Source organism: Pseudomonas sp. DTU12.1 (assembly GCF_009873475.1).
Classification (GTDB): domain Bacteria; phylum Pseudomonadota; class Gammaproteobacteria; order Pseudomonadales; family Pseudomonadaceae; genus Aquipseudomonas; species Aquipseudomonas proteolytica.
Map to the genome: position 1 here is coordinate 822,935 of NZ_CP045254.1, position 21,453 is coordinate 844,387.

21 protein-coding genes are annotated in these 21,453 nt (G+C 60.7%); 12 read left to right on the forward strand and 9 right to left on the reverse strand.

All coding sequences use genetic code 11. The features are described from left to right. Nucleotides 1–2: 2 nt before the first annotated feature. The 5 genes from livM (at nt 3) to GDV60_RS03575 (ending at nt 5,499) form a co-directional block, all read left to right on the forward strand. Entirely contained in the window at nt 3–1,280 is a 1,278-nt protein-coding gene (gene livM, locus GDV60_RS03555) for a high-affinity branched-chain amino acid ABC transporter permease LivM (protein WP_029300505.1), read from the forward strand. Next, nucleotides 1,277–2,152: an ABC transporter ATP-binding protein gene (locus GDV60_RS03560; RefSeq protein WP_029300504.1), complete on the forward strand. Its 876-nt coding sequence runs from the start codon at nt 1,277–1,279 to the stop codon at nt 2,150–2,152. Before livM ends, GDV60_RS03560 begins: the two co-directional genes overlap by 4 nt. Next, nucleotides 2,149–2,865: an ABC transporter ATP-binding protein gene (locus tag GDV60_RS03565; RefSeq protein WP_029300502.1), complete on the forward strand. Its 717-nt coding sequence runs from the start codon at nt 2,149–2,151 to the stop codon at nt 2,863–2,865. Before GDV60_RS03560 ends, GDV60_RS03565 begins: the two co-directional genes overlap by 4 nt. 791 nt (nt 2,866–3,656) lie before the next feature. Next, a complete protein-coding gene (locus tag GDV60_RS03570; protein ID WP_029300500.1) occupies nt 3,657–4,421 on the forward strand; it encodes an SDR family oxidoreductase in 765 nt (254 codons plus the stop codon). A 172-nt stretch (nt 4,422–4,593) separates the two neighbouring features. Continuing rightward, nucleotides 4,594–5,499 (forward strand): cation diffusion facilitator family transporter, encoded by a 906-nt coding sequence (locus GDV60_RS03575; RefSeq protein ID WP_029300498.1) that lies wholly within the window; start codon nt 4,594–4,596, stop codon nt 5,497–5,499. 392 nt (nt 5,500–5,891) lie between these two features. Here GDV60_RS03575 and GDV60_RS03580 read toward each other — a convergent pair whose 3' ends face one another. Continuing rightward, nucleotides 5,892–7,013 carry an AGE family epimerase/isomerase gene (locus tag GDV60_RS03580; RefSeq protein WP_159906313.1) on the reverse strand — a complete coding sequence of 374 codons (1,122 nt, stop codon included), beginning with the start codon at nt 7,011–7,013 and terminating at the stop codon, nt 5,892–5,894. Nucleotides 7,014–8,757: 1,744 nt separating this feature from the next. On the opposite strand from GDV60_RS03580, the gene GDV60_RS03585 reads away from it, so the two are divergent. Further along, complete coding sequence (locus GDV60_RS03585; RefSeq protein ID WP_159906315.1) at nt 8,758–9,336, forward strand: hypothetical protein; 579 nt, start codon at nt 8,758–8,760, stop codon at nt 9,334–9,336. Between the two features lie 127 nt (nt 9,337–9,463). On the opposite strand, the gene GDV60_RS03590 is transcribed toward GDV60_RS03585, so the two are convergent. Genes GDV60_RS03590 through ureE form a run of 4 tightly spaced genes read right to left on the reverse strand, consistent with a single transcriptional unit; the run spans nt 9,464 to nt 11,854 of the window. Continuing rightward, nucleotides 9,464–10,036 (reverse strand): HupE/UreJ family protein, encoded by a 573-nt coding sequence (locus GDV60_RS03590; protein WP_070996402.1) that lies wholly within the window; start codon nt 10,034–10,036, stop codon nt 9,464–9,466. Between the two features lie 22 nt (nt 10,037–10,058). Beyond that, on the reverse strand, nt 10,059–10,673 hold the full coding sequence (gene ureG, locus GDV60_RS03595) for an urease accessory protein UreG (RefSeq protein WP_029300789.1): 615 nt from the start codon (nt 10,671–10,673) through the stop codon (nt 10,059–10,061). Between the two features lie 9 nt (nt 10,674–10,682). Next, nucleotides 10,683–11,357 carry an urease accessory protein UreF gene (locus GDV60_RS03600; RefSeq protein WP_092233099.1) on the reverse strand — a complete coding sequence of 225 codons (675 nt, stop codon included), beginning with the start codon at nt 11,355–11,357 and terminating at the stop codon, nt 10,683–10,685. Then, nucleotides 11,354–11,854 carry an urease accessory protein UreE gene (gene ureE, locus GDV60_RS03605; protein WP_029300785.1) on the reverse strand — a complete coding sequence of 167 codons (501 nt, stop codon included), beginning with the start codon at nt 11,852–11,854 and terminating at the stop codon, nt 11,354–11,356. Before ureE ends, GDV60_RS03600 begins: the two co-directional genes overlap by 4 nt. Nucleotides 11,855–12,163: 309 nt before the next feature. On the opposite strand from ureE, the gene GDV60_RS03610 reads away from it, so the two are divergent. Next, nucleotides 12,164–12,685 carry a C40 family peptidase gene (locus GDV60_RS03610; protein WP_029300782.1) on the forward strand — a complete coding sequence of 174 codons (522 nt, stop codon included), beginning with the start codon at nt 12,164–12,166 and terminating at the stop codon, nt 12,683–12,685. Nucleotides 12,686–12,690: 5 nt separating this feature from the next. Here the strand turns inward: GDV60_RS03610 and GDV60_RS03615 are convergent, their stop codons facing one another. Further along, a complete protein-coding gene (locus GDV60_RS03615; RefSeq protein ID WP_029300780.1) occupies nt 12,691–13,323 on the reverse strand; it encodes a TetR family transcriptional regulator in 633 nt (210 codons plus the stop codon). A gap of 152 nt (nt 13,324–13,475) precedes the next feature. Further along, entirely contained in the window at nt 13,476–13,895 is a 420-nt protein-coding gene (locus GDV60_RS03620) for a hypothetical protein (protein ID WP_159906317.1), read from the reverse strand. A 368-nt stretch (nt 13,896–14,263) separates the two neighbouring features. Between GDV60_RS03620 and GDV60_RS03625 the strand changes: the two genes are divergently transcribed. Further along, entirely contained in the window at nt 14,264–16,333 is a 2,070-nt protein-coding gene (locus GDV60_RS03625) for an AsmA family protein (RefSeq protein WP_159906319.1), read from the forward strand. Nucleotides 16,334–16,445: 112 nt separating this feature from the next. On the opposite strand, the gene GDV60_RS03630 is transcribed toward GDV60_RS03625, so the two are convergent. Further along, nucleotides 16,446–16,976 (reverse strand): bacterioferritin, encoded by a 531-nt coding sequence (locus GDV60_RS03630; RefSeq protein ID WP_029297770.1) that lies wholly within the window; start codon nt 16,974–16,976, stop codon nt 16,446–16,448. Between the two features lie 176 nt (nt 16,977–17,152). Here GDV60_RS03630 and GDV60_RS03635 point away from each other — a divergent pair, with 176 nt between their 5' ends. Next, on the forward strand, nt 17,153–18,043 hold the full coding sequence (locus GDV60_RS03635) for a triacylglycerol lipase (RefSeq protein WP_104911482.1): 891 nt from the start codon (nt 17,153–17,155) through the stop codon (nt 18,041–18,043). A 14-nt stretch (nt 18,044–18,057) separates the two neighbouring features. On the opposite strand, the gene GDV60_RS03640 is transcribed toward GDV60_RS03635, so the two are convergent. Continuing rightward, nucleotides 18,058–18,936 (reverse strand): DMT family transporter, encoded by an 879-nt coding sequence (locus GDV60_RS03640; protein WP_029297767.1) that lies wholly within the window; start codon nt 18,934–18,936, stop codon nt 18,058–18,060. A gap of 97 nt (nt 18,937–19,033) precedes the next feature. Between GDV60_RS03640 and GDV60_RS03645 the strand changes: the two genes are divergently transcribed. The 3 genes from GDV60_RS03645 to GDV60_RS03655 all read left to right on the forward strand — a co-directional run bounded on the left by GDV60_RS03645 (nt 19,034) and on the right by GDV60_RS03655 (nt 21,385). Then, entirely contained in the window at nt 19,034–19,822 is a 789-nt protein-coding gene (locus tag GDV60_RS03645) for a helix-turn-helix transcriptional regulator (RefSeq protein ID WP_029297765.1), read from the forward strand. 71 nt (nt 19,823–19,893) lie between these two features. After that, complete coding sequence (locus GDV60_RS03650; protein WP_029297763.1) at nt 19,894–20,193, forward strand: PsiF family protein; 300 nt, start codon at nt 19,894–19,896, stop codon at nt 20,191–20,193. Between the two features lie 178 nt (nt 20,194–20,371). Next, nucleotides 20,372–21,385: an AI-2E family transporter gene (locus GDV60_RS03655; protein ID WP_029297762.1), complete on the forward strand. Its 1,014-nt coding sequence runs from the start codon at nt 20,372–20,374 to the stop codon at nt 21,383–21,385. Nucleotides 21,386–21,453: the final 68 nt, after the last annotated feature.

A 21,453-nucleotide genomic window follows, 5' to 3' on the forward strand; every position in this document is an offset into this window, starting at 1 on the left:
ACATGTCTGCAGCCAAATCTATCGATATCAAGAAAAGTGTGGTCGATGCAGTCCTCGCCGGGCTGATTTCCCTGATCGTGTTCGGGCCCATCGTCGGCGTGGTCCTGGACGGCTACAGCTTCAACCTGGAGCCCGCCCGCGTGGGCTTGCTGGTGGCCATTGTGATGGCCGGGCGCCTGGTCATGAGCCTGTTCCTGCAAACCCCCAAGGGCTTGAAAATTCTCCAGGGTTTTGAAAACTCGGGCTCCGGCGTGCATGTGCTGGCGCCGGACTACAAGTCGCGGCTGCGCTGGATCATCCCGGCGCTGATCGTGATCGCCATCGTCTTTCCGTTTTTCGCCAACAAGTACCTGCTGACCGTGGTGATCCTCGGGCTGATCTACGTGTTGCTGGGCCTGGGCCTGAACATCGTGGTCGGCCTGGCCGGGCTGCTCGACCTGGGTTACGTGGCGTTCTACGCCATCGGCGCCTATGGCCTGGCCCTGGGTTATCAATACCTCGGGCTGGGCTTCTGGACGGTGCTGCCACTGGCGGCCATCGCGGCGGCGTTGGCCGGATGTATTCTGGGGTTCCCGGTGTTACGAATGCACGGTGACTACCTGGCCATCGTGACCCTGGGTTTTGGTGAAATCATCCGCCTGGTGCTCAATAACTGGCTGTCGTTTACCGGTGGGCCGAACGGCATGCCGGTGCCATCGCCGACGTTCCTCGGCCTGGAATTCGGCCGGCGGGCCAAGGAAGGCGGGGTGCCGTTCCATGAGTTCTTCGGCATTGCCTACAACCCCAACGTGAAATTCCTGTTCATCTACATCGTGCTGTTTCTGGTGGTATTGCTGGTGTTGTACATCAAGCACCGCCTGACTCGCATGCCGGTGGGCCGCGCCTGGGAAGCCTTGCGTGAAGATGAGATCGCCTGCCGCTCCATGGGCTTGAACCACGTGCTGGTGAAGCTTTCGGCGTTCACCATTGGTGCGTCCACTGCTGGCCTGGCCGGTGTGTTTTTTGCCAGCTACCAGGGCTTCGTCAACCCCTCGTCGTTTACCTTCTTCGAATCGGCGTTGATCCTTGCGATTGTGGTGCTGGGCGGCATGGGCTCGACGGTGGGCGTGGTAATTGCCGCGTTTGTGCTCACCGTGGCACCTGAACTGCTGCGCAGCTTCTCCGAGTACCGCGTACTGCTGTTCGGCGTGTTGATGGTGGTGATGATGATCTGGCGGCCACGGGGCCTGATCCGGATCAGCCGTACCGGTGTGACACCACGCAAAGGGGTGGCGCCATGAGCAAGGAAGTCGTTCTCAACGTGGAACACCTGATGATGCACTTCGGTGGCATCAAGGCCTTGAGCGATGTAAGCCTCAAGGTCGAGCGCAACTCGATCTTCGCCCTGATCGGCCCCAACGGCGCCGGCAAGACCACGGTGTTCAACTGCCTGACCGGGTTTTATACGGCCAGCGGCGGCAAGATCGAACTCAACATACGCGGCAAGCAGACCAACGTGATCCAGTTGCTCGGCGAGCGCTTCAAACCTACCGACTTCGTTTCGCCCAAGAGCTTTTTCAGCCGGGTGTACTACAAGATGTTCGGCGGCACCCACCTGGTGAACCGCGCCGGCCTGGCCCGCACGTTCCAGAACATTCGCCTGTTCAAGGAAATGTCTGTGGTGGAAAACCTGCTGGTGGCCCAGCACATGTGGGTCAACCGCAACATGCTGGCGGGCATCCTCAACACCAAGGGCTACCGCAAGGCCGAAAGCGATGCGCTGGACCACGCCTTCTACTGGTTGGAAGTGGTGGACCTGGTGGACTGCGCCAACCGCCTGGCTGGCGAGCTCTCCTACGGCCAGCAGCGCCGCCTGGAAATCGCCCGGGCCATGTGCACCCGGCCGCAGATCATCTGCCTGGACGAACCGGCTGCGGGCCTCAACCCCCAGGAAACCGAAGCCCTCAGCGCGATGATTCGCCTGCTGCGCGACGAACACGACCTCACAGTGGTACTGATCGAGCACGACATGGGCATGGTGATGAGTATTTCCGACCACATTGTGGTGCTGGACCACGGCAACGTCATCGCCGAGGGGGGGCCGGAAGCGATCCGCAACGACCCGAAAGTGATCGCGGCCTACCTGGGCGCCGATGAAGAGGAGTTGGTATGACGACGCCTATCCTCGAAATGAAGGACCTGGACGTGTTCTATGGCCCGATCCAGGCCTTGAAGAAGGTCTCGCTGCACATCGACGAAGGCGAGACGGTGAGCCTGATCGGCTCCAATGGCGCGGGCAAGTCCACGCTGCTGATGTCGATCTTCGGCCAGCCGCGCGCCGAGTCCGGGCAGATCCTGTATCAGGGCGTGGACATTACCCACAAGTCGTCCCACTACATCGCCTCCAACGGCATCGCCCAGTCCCCGGAAGGGCGGCGGGTGTTCCCCGACATGACCGTCGAGGAAAACCTGCTGATGGGCACCATCCCGATTGGTGACAAGCACGCCAGCGAAGATATGCAACGCATGTTCGAGCTGTTTCCACGGCTCAAGGAGCGGCGCAACCAGCGCGCAATGACCATGTCCGGTGGCGAGCAGCAAATGCTCGCCATCGCCCGGGCGCTGATGAGCCGGCCCAAGCTGCTGCTGCTCGATGAACCGAGCCTGGGGTTGGCACCGATCGTGGTGAAGCAGATTTTTGCCACACTGCGTGAGTTGGCCGCCACCGGGATGACCATCTTTTTGGTGGAGCAGAACGCCAACCACGCGCTGCGCCTGTCTGACCGGGCGTATGTGATGGTCAACGGCGAGATTCGCCTCACAGGCAGCGGCAAAGAGCTGCTGGTGAACGAGGAAGTGCGCAACGCCTACCTCGGCGGGCACTAGATAATCACAAGCTGTACGCAAGACCCCTGTGGGAGCGGGCTTGCTCGCGATAGCGGTGTGTCAGTTGACCTCTTATTCGGCTGACACACCGCTATCGCGAGCAAGCCCGCTCCCACAGTGTTTTAGGGTGTTCTCAAGCACACCGGCAAATTGTGGAAAACAAATCCACACACCTGCCAAAGCGCGACATATAGCCGCCGCAAATCCCTGTTTTGTCACACAAATGACTTGTCCCCATCCACTGTGGAACCGGCTGTGGGTAACATGGGAGTAGCTGGCTGCAAGCCTCTATTTACGTGGCCTGCAGCGTGGTGAGTGTTTTTTGATCAGCGGCTTTTTCGTGGGCTTGCACAGGATTTGTCAACCTGTTCATAGACACAGGTATATGACCGAAAGATGATGCCAGAGCCTGTGGATAAGTCTGTGGTTAAACTCTGGAAAGACCTTGGTAGGGGCCGGATTTACTGGCCTGGAGCCATGTCCCTCGGCGCGTTGCTTTGCACAGGCCTACATAGGGCGGGTCCAAGGTCAAGCAAAAAACTTTTTGAATCGCGCTGAAAGCCTTGTACATAGCGGCCTGGAGGGTTTTGCAGTTGCCCCCAAAGACTGTGGGCGCAGCTGTGGATAACCTGCGCGCACATGGCTGTAAGCCACGGTTCACAAGGCTTTACGTGGCATGGTTAAAAAGTGACCAGGTGTGCGTGGGATTATGTGCATAGCGGTTGCCGCGACGGCGGCGTAAGGGCATTCTGCTGGCTGATTTTTTTCTCGATGCCTGCAAGGAGAACACCATGTCCAACACGCTGTTTATTACTGGCGCAACCTCAGGTTTCGGCGAAGCCTGTGCCCGTCGCTTCGCTGAGGCCGGCTGGAAACTGGTGCTCACCGGCCGGCGTGCCGAGCGCTTGAATGCTCTGGTCGAGGAGCTTTCCAAGCAGACCGAGGTGCATGGCCTGGTAGTAGACGTGCGTGACCGCAAGGGCATGGAAGAAGCGATTGCCAACCTGCCAGCGTCGTTCAGCAAGCTACGCGGGCTGATCAACAACGCCGGCCTGGCGGTGGGCACTGACCCGGCGCCCAAATGCAGCCTCGACGATTGGGAAACCATGGTCGACACCAACATCAAGGGCCTGCTGACCACCACCAGCCTGCTGCTGCCGCGCCTGATCGCCCATGGCCGTGGTGCCGGGATCATCAACCTGGGCTCCATCGCCGGCAACTACCCGTACCCGGGCAGCCACGTGTATGGCGGCTCCAAGGCGTTCGTCAAACAGTTCTCCCTGAACCTGCGCTGCGACCTGCAAGGCACTGGCGTGCGCGTGACCAACATCGAGCCGGGCCTGTGCGAGAGCGAGTTCTCCCTGGTGCGCTTTGGCGGTGACCAGGCGCGTTACGACGCCACCTACGCCGGCGCCGAGCCGATCCAGCCCCAGGACATTGCCGACACCATCTTCTGGGTGATGAACACCCCGGCGCACGTGAACATCAACCGCCTGGAACTGATGCCAGTGAGCCAGACCTGGGCTGGGTTTGCGATTGAGCGTGGGGCCAAGTAAGGCTTGAGACTGCGTCGCGTGTTTCGCGGGCAAGTCGGGTCATTGCACCGCCGGTGCGACGATTCGACGTGCCCGCGAAGGCGTCAGATCGGTCAAAACAGGGCATAAGGTACACTCCACTCCTGAAAACCCCACTGCACCCAGCGGTTTAAAGGTTTTGACAGGAGGATATGTGAGTAACCGAGGTGAGCAGGCACTGCTCAAACAATCGACCATCCTGATGTTCGCCGTGGCGATCGCCGGGATTGTCACGGGTGTGATATCAGGCGCCCAATCCATTTTATTCGATGGCTTTTTCTCGCTGATCGCGACCTTTATCAAGGTACTGATGCTGATCACGGCCAAGCTGATCGCCAAGAAAAGCAACGACCGTTTCCAGTTCGGCTACTGGCACCTGGAGCCCATGGTGCTGCTGATCGAGGGCAGTTTCCTGCTGTTGATCGCCATCTATGCGTTTCTCAACGGGGTGTTCGGCATTATCAATGGCGGGCGCGAGATCGAGTTGGGGCTGGTGATCATCTACGCCGCGGTGTTTACCGTGGTCGAGTTCGCGTACTTCTTCTATGTGCGCCACCGCAACCGCAAGCTGCAATCGTCGTTGATCCAGTTCGACAACATCAGTTGGCTGGTGGACGCGATGCTCTCGGTGGGCTTGCTGGTGAGCTTCCTGGCCGCGTTGCTGCTCAAGTCCCAGGGCTATGGCGAGTGGGCGGTGTATGTCGACCCCATGATCCTGATCCTGCTGGCCCTGAGCATGCTGGCGCCGGCCTTGAAGATCCTGCGCCCGGCCTTGCGCGATGTGCTGGGGATTGCCCCGGACCAGTTGGACGACAAGGTGCGCGAAGTGATGGACGCGGCCCAGGCCCGGCATGGTTTCGAGGACTACGTGTCCTACGTGCAGAAACACGGGCGGGCGCGGTTTATCGAGATTCATGTGGTGCTGCCGGCTGACTACCCGGTGGATAAAGTCGCAACGCTCGATGAGCTGCGTGAAGAGATATCCACAGGGCTGGGCGCGGCGGACAAGGCGCGTTGGTTGACCATCAGCTTTACCGGCGATCGCAAGTGGATTGCCTGATAGTCAGTTAGACCGCGGTGAGGCTATCGCTGCATAGGTATCTACACAACTTTCAGAAACTGACGAACTTCCCTGTGGCTAGCGGGCTTGTCGGAACGCCGCATCGCCCGCGCTGGGCTGCGAAGCAGCCCCAAAACCAGCCGCTGCGGTGTATCTGGTACAACGCATTCGGCTTATTGGGGCTGCTTCGCAGCCCAGCGCGGGCGATGCGGCGTTCCGACAAGCCCGCTCGCCACAATTGCGCTATCTGCCTGGATTTAGGCGTTGCGGCAAAATTGTGTAGATACCGATGGCTATCGCAGGCAAGCCAGCTCCACATTCGACCGCATTCCAAAGATGGAACTCGGTCAAGTGTGGGAGCTGGCTTGCCTGCGAAAAAAGGGCTGCAAAGATCAGCCGAAAAATTCGATCAGGCCCTGATAGCACGTCGCCAAATGGTAGGGCGTAGTCGACGGCATATCCCGGCGGCTCACCTCTCCCTTGGCATCCAGGCACTCATTCCAGCCCCGGGCATGCAAGAAATGCTGCTGCAACGCCAGCAATTGGCGCTGCAGCACCGCTGCGCTACCCGCACGCAAAGTCAGTGCCCGCAGGTACTCGGCCTGGGCCCAGATGCGTTGGGTGCCGTCACGCACGGTACCGTCCAGGGCCAACATGCCACTGACGGCGCCACTCACGTTATCCACACCCATCTGCTCGGCATAGGCAAATGCCCGGCTCAGCGAGGCATGCAGCGCAGTGCCGCGCAATACGGGTGAGGACTCCAGGAGGAAGAACCACTCGAACTGGTGCCCCGGTTCGAACCAGTTATCCACAGCACCCAGCGGCTTCTCCATCATCACCCCATGCTGGCGGTCGATGAAACGCTGCTGCATGGCCGTCGCCAATGCCAGCAGGGCCTGTTGCACTGCGGCGTCTTCACGTGCCGCGAGGGTGGCGAGAAAGCCTTCGGCCAGGTGCATCAGCGGGTTTTGCAGCGGGCCGGAATTGAGGGATGACCAGTTACGCTCCACTACCGCCTCATACAGGCCGTCGCCCGTGGCAAAGCGTTCGGCAACCACTTCCAGGGCGGCATTGAGCACCGATTCCACCAGCGGCTCACGGACCTTGGCCCAGTAATGGGCGCAGGCGAAGATGATAAACGCGTGGGTATACAGGTCTTTGCGCTTGTCCAGCGGCTTGCCGTGGGGGTCGATGCTGTAGAACCAGCCACCGTGCTCGGCGTCATGGAAGTGCCGTTGCAGCGAGCGAAACAACGCCGCGGCACGTTCTTCGGCAAAGTCCTGGCCCAGCTCGCCGATCAGGCTGGCAAACACGTACAACTGTCGCGCACAGGCCATGGCGCGGTAGCGCTGTGGGGGCAAGGGGCGGTGATCGGCATCCAGCGCCTCATAGGGCAACGCCAACTCGGCATTCCAGCCCGGACCCTGCCAGAGCGGCACGATCAGGTCGTTGAAGTGCGTGAGCACAGCGTTCAAGTGAGGCTTGTTGGCAGAGCTTGGAGCGATGGGCATCGGCTGGCGTCGTCACGGCAGGGGTGTTTGCCGCGCATGTTAGCAGGCTTGTGATCGGCGGTGTCTGTGCGACCGCTATCGCGGGCAAGCCCGCTCCCACCTATTTGAAGTGTTAACCCCTTCAAATGTGGGAGCTGGCTTGCCTGCGATAGCCATGAGTATCTACACAACTCTCTGATACTTCTGGGCTCTGGGTTTTGGGCTGATGTAGGGGGCATATCCATTGCTGCGGTAACGGCGGCCATGGGTTCCGCCCTTACGGCGGCTCACTTTTGAACAGCGCAAAAGTAAGCAAAACGCTCTTGCCCCACCACTCGGTGCCTCGCCTAGGCTCGGCATGCCCGCAGCCAGGCATTGCTCCGTGGGCCCGCCGCGATCGGCCATCCATGGCCGTGTCGCGGCTACCCCGGCATCCTGCCGGGGTGCCCACTGCGCAATACCTGCCTGCGGCCATCGTGGTTTAACGGGGCGCCTAAGATCAAAAGCCAGATCAACAGCAAAAGCAAAGCTGCCTACCTGTGGGAGCGGGCTTGCCCGCGATGGCGTCAGTAAGAGCCCCGCAAAGTGTCAGATATCCAACGTCATCGTTAACGACCATCGCGAGCAAGCCCGCTCCCACAGGGGTACGCGCACGATTCGACGATCAGGTCGGCTGTCAGGCCGCCTCGCTTTGCTTGTGATTTTGATCTTAGCGCCCCGTTGAACCACGCTGGCCGTCATCCGATATTGATTTTGGGAGTAAACCGGCAGGACGCCGGTTTAGCCGCGCTGGGCCATGGATGGCCCATCGCGGCGACCCCCAAAATCAATGTCGGATGACGGGCACACCGAGCCTAGGCGAGGTGCCGAGTGGTGGGGCAAGAGCGTTTTGCTTACTTTTGCGCTGTTCAAAAGTGAGCCGCCGTAAGGGCCAGCCCTTTCAAGGTCTTTGATAAAATCCCCCAAAACGCCAGTCAGGGGAACGAAATCGATGTGGGCAGAAGTTCTAGCGCGGTTTGAGAAAAAGCACCGGCCAGTGTCATGACCAAAGTGATATTGGAACAGGCTGTTCCTGCTGAATGGGTCGATCAGGTATTCGAAAAACATCGTCAGCGGCAGTACCCACGCGAGCTTTTGTTTTCAACCATTGTTGAACTGATGTCCCTTGTTTCATTGGGCTTGCGACCTTCTCTGCATGCCGCCGCGCGCAGATGGAAGACCTTCCTGTTAGCTTGGCGGCGCTGTATGACAAGGTCAGCCGCACAGAGCCTGCGCTGCTGCGCGCCCTGGTCACCGGGAGCGCAGAGCGCTTGGCCCCGACGATAAAAGAGCTGGGGCACTCAGCCATTTTGCCTGGCTGGCAATTAAGGGTCGTTGACGGTAACCACCTGCCTTCCAGCGAAAGCGCCTGGGCGCTTTGCGCAGGGAACGGGGCGCCGCCCGGCCTGGTTTTTCCGTTGTGGTTTACGACCCCGATCTGGACCAAGTCGTCGATCTTCAGCCTTGTGAAGATGCCTATGCCAGCGAACGCGTCAGCGTGCTGCCATTGCTGGAAAAAAGCCAGTGCGGGACAACTGTGGATGGCTGATCGACTCTACTGCACACTCCCGGTCATGGGGGCCTGTGAAGATACCGGGGCCTCGTTCATCATCCGCGAACAGAGCAAACATCCACGTCTGCTTAAGGAAGGCGATTGGCAGGAGCCTATCGCGGTTGCGGCAGGCAGCGTGCGCGAGCAAATCATCGAAGTAAAAGGTGGTTGCCAGTGGCGGCGAGTCGAACTGAAGCTGCAAAACCCACCGAATCCGGCGACACCACGCTGCTGTTCTGGAGCAACTTGCCTGACTCTATCAGTGCCGAGCAAATCGCCGATTTGTACCGCCGTCGCTGGAGTATCGAAGGGATGTTCCAGCGCCTGGAAGCGGTGTTGGACAGTGAAATCGAAACCTTGGGCAACCCCAAAGCAGCCCTGTTGGGGTTTGCGTCGGCCGTGTTGGCTTACAACGTTTTGGCGGTGCTCAAACGCAGCGTTGAGCAGGCTCATCGCCAGATCCTGCCCGACGATTGGGAAGCATCGATTTTCCACCTGACGGTACAGGTACGCAGCGGATATGAAGGCATGCAGATTGCCTTGCCGCCAGAGCCCTTATCGATCCCAATTCCTGAAGCAGGATTGGCTCCGTACTTACTGACGCTGGCGAAAAACGTCCTACCTAAAGCGGTCGCCAAGAGCAAACGGGGGCCAAAGGTGCCTAAACCCAAAGAGTGGCTGGAAGGCAAAGCCGCGAATGCTCACGTGTCGACGGATCGGGTACTCAAGGCAGCTAAGCTCAAAAGACCTTGAAAGGGCTGGCCGTAAGGGCGGAACCCATACCCGCCGTTACCGCGGCAACGGATATGTACACATACCCAGAAGAGCGAGTTGTGTAGATACTCATGCTGCGATGAGTGCCTTACAGGCACTGCATGATTCAGCCCGCCAGCAACCAAACCCCAGTCGCCGCCGAAGCCGCCCCCGCCACCCGCACCAGCGGTGCCGCTGCAGCCGGCAGGAACCGCACCAGCGCATAACCGGCCGCGTGCAATACCGCCGTCGCCCCCACGAACCCGGCGGCATACGCCCAAGGGCTGGTCATGTCCGGCAGCTCCAGGCCATGGGCCACACCATGGAACAGGGCAAACACGGCTGTTGCGGCCACGGCCACCGCCACCGGTGGGCGAATCGCCAAGGCCACCGCCAGGCCCAGGGCCAGTACCGACGCGGCAATCCCGCTTTCCAGGGCTGGCAATGCCAACCCTTCAAAACCCAGCATGCCGCCCAGCAGCATGGTGCCGACAAAGGTACACGGCAGCGCCCAGCGCGCCGCGCCTTGTTGCTGCGCCGCCCACAGGCCGACCGCCAGCATCGCCAGCAAATGGTCCAGCCCGCCGAGTGGATGGCTGATACCGGCCACCAGGCCATTGTCGCCATGACCCGGATGGGCAAAGGCCAGGGCCGGGGCCAGCAGCAGGGTGGCGGCGGCAAACAGTTTGTTGAGGCTCATAAACAGCTCCTTGGTAAGGGGATCAGGCTGCGCTCAGCAGGCCTTGGCGTTCGATAAAGGCGACGATTTCTTCGAGGCCGACCCCGGTTTTCTGGTTGCTGAACACGAACGGCTTGCCGCCGCGCATGCGCTGGGTGTCGCTGTTCATCAGTTCCAGCGAGGCGCCGACCAACGGCGCGAGGTCGATCTTGTTGATCACCAGCAGGTCCGACTTGCAGATCCCCGGCCCACCCTTGCGCGGCAGCTTGTCGCCGGCCGACACATCGATCACGTAGATCGTCAGGTCCGACAGTTCGGGGCTGAAGGTGGCCGACAGGTTGTCGCCGCCCGACTCCACCAGAATCAGGTCCAGGCCTGGAAAACGCCGGTTCAACTGGTCCACGGCTTCCAGATTGATCGACGCGTCTTCGCGAATGGCCGTGTGCGGGCAGCCGCCGGTTTCCACTCCGATGATGCGCTCGGGTGCCAGCGCCTGGTTACGCACCAGGAAGTCGGCATCTTCGCGGGTATAGATATCGTTGGTGACCACCGCCAGGTTGTAGCGATCACGCAGGGCCAGGCACAGCGCCAGGGTCAGGGCGGTCTTGCCGGAGCCAACGGGGCCGCCGATACCGACGCGCAGGGGTTGTGTGTTCATGGGGCTCTCCTAGGAACGGAACAGGCGGCTGTACTGGCGCTCGTGGGCCATGCATGCCAGGGACAGGCCGAACGCGGCGCTGCCAAAATGATGGGGATCGCGCTGGCGGGCGTCCTGCTGGGCCTGTTGCAGCAACGGCAGCAGTTCGCTGGTCAGGCGTTGGGCGGCTTGCTGGCCCAGGGGCAGGGTTTTCATCAGCACCGCCAATTGGTTTTCCAGCCAGCTCCAGAGCCAGGCGGCCAGGGCATCGTCGGGGCTGATTGCCCAGGCGCGTGCGGCCAGTGCCCAGCCCAGGGCCAGGTGGGGTTCGTGGGTGGCGTCGAGAAAACGCCGGGCCGGCTCATCCAGCTCCGGCAGGCCGTTGAGCAATTGTTGCAGGGAGTAGCCCATTTGCCGGCTCTCCTGGAACAGCTCGCGGGTTTCGCGGCTGGCGCGGTGTTCTTCACACAGGTGGCGCAGCGCCTCCCAGTCGTGGTCCGCAGCGGCCTGGCAATGGGCAAGCAGCAGCGGCGCTTCGAAACGCGCGAGGTTGAGCAACAGTTGGTCGCTGATCCAGCGTCGGGCGCTGGCGGCATCGCACACACGGGCATTGTCCACGGCCATTTCCAGGCCCTGGGAGTAGCTGTAGCCGCCAATCGGCAATTGCGGACTGGCCAGACGCAGCAGCGCCCAGGCCGGGTTCAAAGGCGCACGCCGAACTGGTGCAGTTTGGGCGGGTAGTTGAAGTCTTCATCACCGTGGCGCGAGTGATGATGACCGCCACCATAGGCCCCGTGCTCGGGCTGGAAGGGCGCTTCGAGGGTTTGGGTATGGGCGCCCAGTTGCTCGAGCATGGCCTTGAGCACGTAGTCATCGAGCAGACGCAGCCAGCCGTCACCCACTTGCAATGCTACGTGGCGGTTGCCCAGGTGATAGGCCGCGCGGGTCAACTCGAAGGCGCTGCTGCAGGTGACGTGCAGCAGTTGTTCAGGGCGCGCGCAGACACGTACGACACGTCCGTCCTCGGCCTGTAGGAATTCACCATCATGCAGCGGCGGCTGGCCGCGCTCCAAAAACAGGCCGACGTCTTCGCCCTCGGCACTGAAACAGCGCAGACGGCTTTTGCTGCGGGCTTCGAAGTTCAGCAACAACTCCGCAGCCCAGGTGGATTGGGGCGCAATTTTGCGGTGGATCACCAGCATCGGGAAGCTTCCAGCTATGAGCGATAAACAGGCTAGAGCAAGGGGCTTGCCAACCAAGCTGGATGTAGGAAAACGCCGTAGGTTCGGGGCATTGCGCCACTAAACGGGGCGAGCGTTCTGGAAGGGGGTGATCCAATTTGGTGCGCGATGGGGGGTGCAGGCACTCGAATTGGGCGATTTGAACGTGGGGTATTTATCGGTGGTGATGTTTGGGATTTATCCTACGAGAATCTTGGATTTTCCGTTCATCATGCTACGCGTCGTTTTACTAGGATTTCGCCCCGTGTTTAATCCATTGCGACGTTCATCATGTTCAAGTCTTTTTTATGTGTAGTTCTTGTCGGTCTGTTCGGCATCGTTTCATCGGCCTCGGCCAACTTCACCAAGCGCAACAACACTGGCCTGGCCCCGTTCGGCTCTTCGCTGCAGGCCGTGCCGCAGCCGACCATCGACAATGTGATCGACCGCGCCCATCAATTGCTGGGCACCGCCTACACCTGGGGCGGTACCTCCCAGGAACAGGGGTTTGATTGCAGCGGCTTGCTGGTCTATCTGTTCAAGACTGAAGCCAACATCGTCATCCCGCGCACCACGGCAGCGATGCACCGTTCAACGGCGGCGACGATCAAGCGCAACGCACTGCAACCCGGCGATGCGGTGTTTTTCCGGGCCAATGGCAGTGGCCAGGTCGGTCATGTCGGCCTGTATGTGGGGGAGGGTAAATTCATTCACTCGCCGCGCAAGGGCAAGAGCGTGCGCATCGACTCGCTGGCCAACAATTACTGGAAGAAGAACTACACCACGGCCAAGCGTTTCCACGCGGTGCGTTGAGCGCGCTACTCGGTGCTGCCCAGGCCTTGCCAGTGCTTGAGGCCGATAAAGATAAAGCGCAGTTGCTGGGTGATCTTGGCCTGGGGCGTGAGGTGCGCCGGCAGGGCCGCCGCGGGCGGGTCGATGATGTCGGGCAGGGTGGCGAACACGCTCTTGACGATCAGGTCGGCCATCACATGCAGGCCCTCGGCATCCAGGTGCTGGAGCTTGGGCATCAGCGTCAGGTCGGCCGCCAGGTCCGAGGTGATGTCTTCGCGCAAGGCGCCGATGGCTTGGCGCACGGCCAGGCAGCCGCCGTATTGCTCGCGGGCCAGGAATAAAAACTGCGAACGGTTGGCCGCCACCACATCGAGAAAGATGCGCACTGAGGCATCGATGATGCCACCCATGACAAATTCGTTGTGGCGTACCAGGCGGATTGTGGCGCGAAAGGTCTGGCCGACCTCACTGACGAGCACCAGGCCCAGTTGGTCCATATCGGCAAAGTGACGGTAAAAACCGGTGGGCACGATGCCGGCGCTCTTGGCCACTTCCCGCAGGCTCAGGCTGCCAAACCCTCGGCCACCCTCCATCAGATGGCGGGCTGCGTCCATCAAGGCAAGGCGGGTCTGTTGCTTCTGTTCGGCGCGGGGCAGCATGGGCGGGTGAGCTTTGTAGACAAGGACAGCGACGCACTCTAGCAAAACAACTTTACCGGCGTCGAACTTGAAGCAGGACAAAGGTGGTGCGGATCGTACAAAGTCAAAGCCCGATCTCAGGGGATCGGGCTTTTTTCAGGGCCAGCACCGGCTTAGCTCGTTGCTTTATGCATTTCTTCCAGACGGTCGGAACCGCCTTCGGCAACGAATTCGCGTTGTTGCAGGCGGTCCGAGCCACCTTCAACCAGGCCTTTCTGTTCGAGGCGATCACGGCCGCCTTCGGCAACGAATTCGCGTTGTTGCAGACGGTCCGAGCCACCTTCAACCAGGCCTTTCTGTTCAAGGCGATCACGGCCGCCTTCAGTGACGAATTCGCGTTTTTGCAGACGGTCCGAACCACCTTCAACCAGGCCTTTCTGTTCCAGGCGATCACGACCCCCTTCGGCAACGGTCTGGCCGATGTGCGAAGCGTCAGCCTTGGCTTGTGGGATGGCTTGTTCGGTAGCGGGCAGGGCAAAAGCACTGGTGGCCAGGACAGAGAGTGCAACACTGAGCAGTAATTGGCGTTTCATGATGAGTTGCTCCTTGGGAGGGCGATAAAGTGGGTACGGAGGCAATGCTACTCTCGATATCTCGATATAAAAGTTCATAAACACAATGGTAATAATCAACAGAATTGATTGTTCTGCGCCGAGGCTCTAGATCGCGCCTCTCAAGCACGCGCTTTTGCACCGGGGTGGGTATTTTCGATACGGGCATGGGTAACAACGGTGCGCTGGCCATGAGACAAACTGTCGGATCAGTCAGAAAAAGCGCTTTTCACCGCTAATTGCCATCTGCGGTTAAACCCCCAGGCCATTTGCCAGTCGTAGCCATATAAGCTTTAGTCCTTGCGCGCGTTGCCGGTGGCACGCGCAGCCGTAATCAGGAGCCCTGTGCAATGACGCGCACTCGTAAAATTCTCGCCTGGAGCAGTGCCTGCTTCGTTCTGTTAATCGCCGCCGTGGTGTTGATCCTGGTGTTCTTCGACTGGAACCGGATCAAGCCGCAAATCAATGCCAAGGTCTCTGAAGAGCTGCACCGCGCCTTTGCCATCAATGGCAACCTGGCTGTGGTCTGGCAGCGCGAGCCGGACGAGGGCGGTTGGCGGGCCTGGGTGCCGTGGCCCCATGTGGTGGCCGAGGACCTGAGCCTGGGCAACCCCGAGTGGTCGAAAAAACCGCAGATGGTCACCCTCAAACGCGTCGAACTGCGCATCTCGCCCTTGGCGTTGCTGGCCCAACGCGTGGTGATCCCGCGCATCGACCTGACCGAGCCGAGCGCCCAATTGCAGCGTCTGGCCGATGGTCGCGCCAACTGGACCTTCACCTTTGATCCCAAGGATCCGAATGCCGAACCCTCCAATTGGGTGGTAGACATCGGCGCCATAGGCTTCGATAAAGGCCACGTGACCCTCGACGACCAGACCCTCCAGACCCGCCTCGATGTGCTGATCGACCCCCTGGGCAAGCCGATTGCGTTCAGTGAGATCGTCGGCGAGCGCGATGCTAAAAAAGCCCTGGAGCAGGGCGCCACGCCCCAGGACTATGCGTTTGGCCTCAAGGTCAGCGGCCAGTACCACGGGCAGAAACTGGCGGGCAGCGGCAAGATCGGCGGGTTGCTGGCTTTGCAAGACGCGGCCAAGCCATTCCCCTTGCAGGCCCAGGCGAAGGTCGGTGATACCAGCATCGCCCTGGCCGGCACCCTGACGGACCCCCTGAACCTCGGCGCCCTGGATCTGCGCCTGAAACTGTCCGGCACCAGCCTGGGCAACCTTTACCCCCTGACCGGCGTGACCCTGCCGGACTCGCCGGCCTATTCCACCGATGGTCGCTTGATCGCCAAGTTGCATGAAGCCGGCGGCGCGTCGTTCCGCTATGAAAACTTCAACGGCAAGATCGGTAACAGCGATATCCACGGCGACCTGGCCTATGTCGCCAGCCAGCCACGGCCCAAGCTCAGTGGCGCGCTGGTGTCCAATCAACTGCTGCTGGCCGACCTGGCGCCGCTGATCGGTGCCGACTCCAACGCCAAGCAAAAGGCCCGTGGCGGTGAAAGCAAGCAACCGGCGACCAAAGTGCTGCCGGTGGAAGAGTTCCGCACTGAGCGCTGGCGCGACATGGACGCCGACGTCGAGTTCACCGGCAAGCGCATCGTGCACAGCGCCGAACTGCCCTTTACCGACCTCTACACCCACCTGGTGCTCAACGATGGCCAATTAAGCCTCGAACCCCTGCGCTTCGGCGTGGCCGGTGGCAAGCTCGATGCGCAGATCCGCCTCAATGGCCGCATCACCCCGCTGGAAGGCCGGGCGAAGCTGACGGCGCGCAACTTCAAGCTCAAGCAGCTATTCCCAACCTTTGAACCGATGAAAACCAGCTTCGGCGAGCTTAACGGCGACGCCGATATCGCCGGGCGCGGCAACTCGGTGGCGACGCTGTTGGGCAGTGCCAATGGCGATCTGAAAATGCTCATCAACGACGGCGCGATCAGCCGCAGCCTGATGGAAATTGCCGGGTTGAACGTGGGCAACTATGTGATCGGCAAGTTGTTTGGCGACAAGGAAGTGAAGATCAACTGCGCAGCGGCGGACTTCGGGATCAAGACCGGCCTGGCCACCAGCCGGCTGTTTGTGTTCGATACCGAGAACGCGATCATCTACATCGATGGCACCGCGAACATGGCCAGCGAACAACTGGACCTGACCATCACGCCAGAGTCCAAGGGTTTTCGCTTGTTCTCACTGCGTTCGCCGTTGTACGTCAACGGGCCGTTCATCAAGCCCAATGCCGGGGTCAAGACGGTGCCGCTGTTGCTGCGTGGTGCGGGGATGGTGGCGCTGGGTGTGATCGTCGCACCTGCGGCGGGCTTGCTGGCGCTGGTGGCGCCCAGTGGGGATGAGCCGAATCAGTGTGTGCCGTTGTTGCAGCAGATGAAGGAAGGCAAGGCGCCGAAGACGGTGAAGGGCTAAAGGTGGGAGCGGGCTTGCTCGCGAATGCGGTGTATCAGTCAACATATCCGTCACTGATCTACCGCATTCGCGAGCAAGCCCGCTCCCACATTAGTGAATGCTGCTGGCAGGCTTACAGGTCTTTGAGAATGTCCGCCATATCGTCAGCGTGCTCTTCTTCCTGGGCCAGGATGTCTTCAAAGATCCGGCGGGTGGTTGGGTCTTTCTCGCCGATGTACTGAATGATCTCGCGATAGCTGTCCACTGCGATGCGCTCGGCCACCAGGTCTTCGTAGACCATTTCCTTCAAGGTCTTGCCGGCCACGTATTGCGCATGGGAATTCTTGGACAGCAGGTCCGGGTTGAACTCCGGCTCGCCGCCCAGTTGTACGATGCGTTCGGCGAGTTTGTCGGCGTGTTCCAGTTCCTGGTTGGCGTGTTCCAGGAACTCATCGGCAGCCACGCTGGCTTTCAGGCCGCTGGCCATGAAGTAGTGGCGCTTGTAGCGCAAGACGCAGACCAGTTCGGTGGCCAGCGACTCATTGAGCAGGCGCAGGATCTCTTCGCGGTCGGCACTGTAGCCTTCGGTCACTGCGCCGTTTTCCACATTCTTGCGCGCACGTTCGCGAAGGGTGCTTACGTCAGACAAATGCATGTCGGTCATTTCAATCTCCTGAGGCTAATCCGGTTTTGCGCCACACTCTGGTGGTGTGATCGCTCAAAGTTGTGAGTGCTGGGCGGCGCAAAAAGTTTTATCGGATGTTGCCGGCTGTCATATCGATTGCCCAAGAGCTGGTCTAGGATCAGCTCAGTCGCCCCTTTTCAAGGATGTTCGCCGCCATGGCGCAGACATTGGCTACACGTTATCCCCTGGTTTTGGTGCCGGGCATGCTCGGGTTTGTAAGGCTGGTGCTGTACCCCTACTGGTACGGCATCGTCCCGGCCTTGCGTGCCGGTGGGGCGCAGGTGTTTGCGGTGCAGGTGGCGCCGCTCAACTCCAGTGAGGTGCGCGGCGAGCAGTTGCTGGTGCAGATCGAGCAGATACGCCGCCAGACCGGCGCCGACAAGGTCAACCTGATCGGCCACAGCCAGGGTTCGCTCACCGCCCGTTACGCGGCGGCCAAACGTCCGGAATGGGTGGCTTCGGTCACTTCGGTGGCCGGGCCCAACCACGGGTCGGAACTGGCGGACTACCTGCACACCCATTACCCGGCCGACAGCGCCAAGGGCCGCATCATGAGTGCGCTGTTGCGCCTGGTGGGCGGGGTGATGGGCCTGCTCGAAACCGGTTATCGCGGCCCGCGCTTTGCCGCGGATATCCATGCCTCCCATCAATCCCTGACCAGCGCGGGGGTGGCGCTGTTCAATCGCCAATACCCCCAAGGCCTGCCACACACCTGGGGCGGGCAGGGCGCCGAGGAAGTGAACGGTGTGCGCTATTACTCCTGGTCCGGCACCCTGCAGCCGGGCAAGACCGATCGCGGGCGCAACCTGCTGGACGGCACAAACCGCAGTTGCCGGCTGTTTGCGCGGACCTTCGTCAAGGAGAAGGGCCAGTGCGATGGCATGGTCGGGCGCTACAGCTCACACCTGGGTACGGTGATCGGCGATGACTATGCGCTGGACCATTTCGATATCGTCAACCAGTCCCTGGGCCTGGTGGGCAAGGGCGCCGAGCCCGTTCGGCTGTTTGTCGAACATGCGCAGCGGTTGAAGGCGGCCGGGGTCTAGGCGATAGCAATCGGTCAGGCGACGCGCCTGACCGGTGTCGTCCACCGCTCCGAAAGAATCACCCCACCCAACGTCAACACACCCCCCACCAAGTGATACAGCGCCAACTGCTCCTTGAGCACCACCGCTGCAATCAGTGCGGTGATCAACGGCAGCAGATTGAAAAACAGCGTGGTCCGGCTCGGTCCCAGGTTTTTCACCGAATGCATCCACGCCAGTGGCGCGATCATCGAGGCCAGCAGGCAGGCATAAACCACCAGGCCAATATTCGACGGGCCCAGGCCGACCTTGTCCGAGGCCAGGAACAGCGGAAACAGCACCACCACCGCCACCAGCACCTGCAAATACAGCAGCACCAACGGTGGCAGGCGCAGCTGCCATTTCTTCAGCAGGGTGCTGTAGATCGCATAGGCCAGGGTGGCTACCAGCATCATCGCGTCGCCCAGGTTCACCCCGTGTTGCAGCAACGCGCCGAGGCTGCCGGACGAGACGACCACCGCGACCCCGGCAAACGACAGTACCGCACCGGTCAGGGCGCCAAAGGTCAGGCGCTGGCCGAGGCTGATAATGGCCGCGGTCAGGGCCATCAACGGCATCAGCGACAGGATGATCCCCATATTGGTGGCGCTGGTCAGGCTCGCGGCGTAGTACGCCAGGCTCTGGTAGACCGCCATGCCGAGCACGCCAAGCACGGCGATCTTGCCCAGGTTGGGGCGGATCAGCGCCCAGTTGGCGATGACTGGCTTGAGCATGAACGGGGTAAACAGGATGGCAGCCAGCAGCCAGCGATAAAAGCCGATCTCGGCCGGGAAAATCGAACCCACGGCGAGTTTGTTGACCACGGTATTGCCGGCCCAGATAAAGATGGCCAGCAGTGGATAAGCGTATTGCATTGCAAGGAACCAGGAACGTTAGTGAAGGCTGATTATCCTTTGTCTGGATCGAAGCCTATACTTCGATCCGGCCAAGCCACCTTTGGATCCAGACAACATGTCCCAGACCTACATCAACCTGCCCGATTTCGAGGTACTGCCGGCCCCGGTGTACTTTCGCTATTCGGAATTTGCCGCCGACAGCCGTGCCTCCAGCCATCAGCATGCCTGGGGCTCGCTGGATTACTCGGCCCGTGGCGTGATGCGCTTTGAAGTGGGCGGCAACCGGTTTATGTCGCCACCGCAATACGCGGTGTGGATCCCGCCCAACACCCAGCACAGTTCCTACAACGCCCAGGCGATTGTCTACCGCTCGGTGTACCTGGCGCCGTCCTTGTGCGAGCAATTGCCCTCGCAGCCCTGCACCCTGACCATCAGTAACATCCTCAAGGCCATCCTCAGTGACTTTGCCGAGCGCGATGTCAACATCCCCGCCAACGAGGCCGACGTGCGCCTGGCCCAAGTGCTGGTGGACCAACTCCGGCAGGCGCCGGTGCATGATTGTTTCCTGCCCTATGCCAGCAGTCCCGGCCTGCTCAGCGTGCTTGAAGGCATGCAGGTGGATCCTGGAGACAACCGCGCGCTGGCGCAGTGGGCACAGCAGGTGCACGTCAGCGAACGCACCCTGGCCCGGCAATTTGCGCGGGAACTGGGCATGAGTTTTGGCGAATGGCGCCAGCGCTTGCGCTTTCTTGCGGCCATCGAAGCCCTGGAAAGCAGCCGCAGCGTGCAGGAAGTGGCCTTTGACCTGGGCTACAGCACCGCCTCGGCGTTTATTGCGATGTTCCAGCGCCAGGCCGGCAGCACACCGGAGCAGTATCGGCGGACGAATCTACGTAGCAGGTGAAGGTGTAACAGGCTTTGTCTACACTGCAGGGGAGGCCGCGCCCCTCGGCGTGGTAACAGGGAGAAAACTCCATGAAGATGTTGCGTATTCCGTTGTTGATGATCGGTCTGCTGCTCTGTTCCCAAGGGTTTGCGGCCACTGCCCAGCAAAACAAAATGACCACCTGCAACGCCGAAGCCACCACCAAGACCTTGAAGGGCGACGAGCGCAAGGCCTTCATGAAAACCTGCCTCTCGGCCCCGGCAGCCAACGACGCCAAGACCCTGACCCCGCAGCAGCAAAAAATGAAGGACTGCAACGCGTCGGCGAAAACCAAGGCGTTGACTGGCGATGCGCGTAAAACCTTTATGAGCACCTGCCTGAAGAATTAATAGCCCCGGACTACCTAAGGCTGCGACACTCGCACAGCCCTTACACCTGTAGGAGCGAGCTTGCTCGCGAAGAACGTGAACGGTATCGCGCTCATCCTGAATGCACGCGTTGCCCGTGAGTTTTTCGCGGGCAAGCCCGCTCCTACATGTCCTTTAACGCCGTTCGTTTAGAGGCTGTATGCCAACGTTTTCTTCGCGTCATGTGTTGTTGCTGGCCAGCTACATCATCATCTTCGGCGGGTTGCTGCTGGTCCTGCCATTAAAACTGCTGCCTAGCCTGTTGGCCGGCCTGTTGGTTTTCGAACTGGTCAACATGCTCACTCCACAACTGCAACGCCTGATCGAAGGCCGGCGCGCGCGTTGGCTGGCGGTGGCATTGCTCGGTACCGTGATTGTCAGCGTGCTGACCCTGATCTTCGCCGGCGCCATCAGCTTTTTGCTGCACGAAGCGGAAAACCCCGGGGCCTCCCTGGATAAATTCATGGGCGTGGTCGACCGCGCGCGCGGCCAGTTGCCGCCGTTCCTCGACGCCTACCTGCCGGCCAGCGCCGCCGAGTTTCGCGTGGCCATCGGCGAATGGTTGAGCAAGCACCTGAGCGACCTGCAACTGGTGGGCAAGGACGCGGCGCATATGTTCGTGACCCTGCTGATCGGCATGGTCCTGGGGGCAATCATCGCCCTGCAGCGGGTACCCGACCTGACCAAACGCAAACCCCTGGCCGCCGCGCTGTTCGACCGCCTGCACCTGCTGGTCCAGGCTTTTCGCAACATTGTCTTCGCGCAAATCAAAATCGCTGCCCTCAACACCGTGTTCACCGGGATATTCCTCGCGGTGGTGCTGCCGTTGGCGGGGATCCACCTGCCGCTGACCAAGACCCTGATCGTCCTCACATTCCTGCTGGGCCTGCTGCCGGTGATCGGCAACCTGATGTCCAACACCCTGATCACCATCGTCGCGTTGTCGATGTCGATCTGGGTGGCGGTGGCGGCGCTGGGTTATCTGATCGTGATCCACAAGGTCGAGTACTTCCTCAACGCACGCATCGTCGGCGGGCAGATCAGTGCCAAGTCGTGGGAGTTGCTGTTGGCGATGTTGGTATTTGAAGCCGCATTCGGCCTGCCGGGCGTGGTGGCGGGGCCGATCTACTATGCGTATTTGAAGAGTGAGTTGAAGCTGGGCGGGATGGTCTGAGGATTGAGGGTGCCTGGACTGGCCCTTTCGCGAGCAAGCCCGCTCCCACATTTGGACTGCATTCCCCA